Annotated in this window: 2 protein-coding genes; one reads left to right on the top strand and one right to left on the bottom strand. The window is 51.0% G+C overall.

Features of this window, described 5'->3' with window-relative positions:
* The coding region (locus VAE48_RS10155; protein ID WP_322793211.1) for a hypothetical protein at positions 1 to 729 on the top strand (729 nt) is incomplete at its 5' end.
* On the opposite strand, the gene VAE48_RS10150 is transcribed toward VAE48_RS10155, so the two are convergent.
* Positions 720 to 1,627, bottom strand: a 908-nt coding sequence (locus VAE48_RS10150) for an O-antigen ligase family protein (RefSeq protein ID WP_322793210.1), incomplete at its 5' end; no start/stop codon positions are given. The two genes, VAE48_RS10155 and VAE48_RS10150, sit on opposite strands and share 10 nt — an antisense overlap.

The raw sequence follows: 1,627 nt of genomic DNA, 5'->3' as shown, positions 1-1,627 counted from the left end.
TATTTTCTGGCAAATTCGCTGGCGCGCAATTCGGGTTGGCGCTATTTAGTACCGATGGATTGGGTGGTGCTGGTTTATTTTGCGATTGGAGTATTGGTTTTATTGCGCTGGCTGCTGGACTGGCTGGGGATTGACCTGTTTCGCAAATGGCTGCCGATTTTAAGCGGTCAGAACGACTCGATTCCGCAGTCCTCACGGCGGCAGAATGGGCCTGTGGCTGCGCTGTTGGCAATCCTCTTTCTGTTGGCAGGGTTATCTCTTCCGCTGAGCAAAACCCTGATCCCCCAACGATATCCGCCAATGAACCCGGCAGAGTTATACGAAAAAATCAACACCGCCGGATTGCGTATAGATAGAAAAGCCCTCAATCAATTTATGAACAGCGGAAATGCTTATCTGAATTATGGTCTTGGATTATATCCCCGCTTTTATCCGACCAACGGCGGCGAACCGCAGCCTAATTTGCCCCTCAAAGGCCGCCCCTATCCCCGTTTCACCTTAACCATTGTTGCCTGGGATACTTTCTACACCGTCCTGCTGCCTATGGAACAGCCAATGTCCTTCTTCCCCCACGGTGAAGATGTGATCGTCATGGGTTGTAAGGATGCTCAGGAGCCGTTCATTGATGCTTATGCAATTGTGGTGTTAAGCGACCCTCCTCAGGTTTTTCAGCGCTACGCGGAAACTGAACTGCGTTGTCCTTTCCCGGCGCTCACGGTTCAACCCTGAGCACGAAGGTTATCGTATCCAGACCCGGTTCTGAACGCCAACGCCCCCAACAACCAACCAAAAATCAGCCAGAAATAAGGGAAAGCAAAGGTATCCACGCTCATTCCTTCCATCAGCAAAGCAATCAGCGTTAGTTGAGCGCTTAACCCTAATGTGGCAATCAGGGGGTGAGCATCTCGAAACAACAAGCGTGCTGTTTTCCACACCAGGTAAAGAAAACTCAGGAACAGTGAAAACCCGATGATTCCCGTTTCGCTCAACAGACGAATCCACAGGCTGAGGGTGTTGGGTAAGGCACTGGTATAGTACATTTTGTGAGATTCAACCACCGTCCAGCCAAAGATGGGCAGATTCTCCGGGAAGAAGTAACCGGCGTTTTCCAATCCTACCCCGAAAAGGGGATAATGATTGAAAATTTGTAAACCGGTCAGCCAAAAAGCCATGCGTTCACCAAAGAACAGATAATTGGCGGCTTCTAATGGATTGTAGGGGTTGCTGAGTACTCTGAATAAATCTTCCATGCGCGGGTCAAGACGGCTGAGAACAAATGCGCCGCCAAGCAGAAGGGCTGCATAAACCCCCGCAATCCCCAGCCAGATGCTGCCTTTAATCAGCAGAGCGGCGGTCCTCGAAACGGCATTGCTTCGCGCGGCAATGATCTTTTGGTGAAACCAGCCTGCAAAGCGGGCAGTGCTCATCAAAATTAACCAGCCGACTGCCAGGCTGAACGACAGCAGAGCACTTCGTGCCAGGGAAAGAACCAGAATCAACCCTCCAGCTGCCAAAAAGAGGTTTTCGGCAGAGAGTTTCCAGATGCGCCAGTGGAATACGCTGAACCGCCGAAAAGAAGCCGCCAGCCAGTAGGGTAGGTAGAACAAAACCAGTTGATGACCCAGCC

The organism is Bellilinea sp. (genome assembly GCF_034432615.1).
Lineage (GTDB): Bacteria > Chloroflexota > Anaerolineae > Anaerolineales > Anaerolineaceae > Bellilinea.
This window is presented reverse-complemented; position numbering and strand designations above follow the sequence as displayed.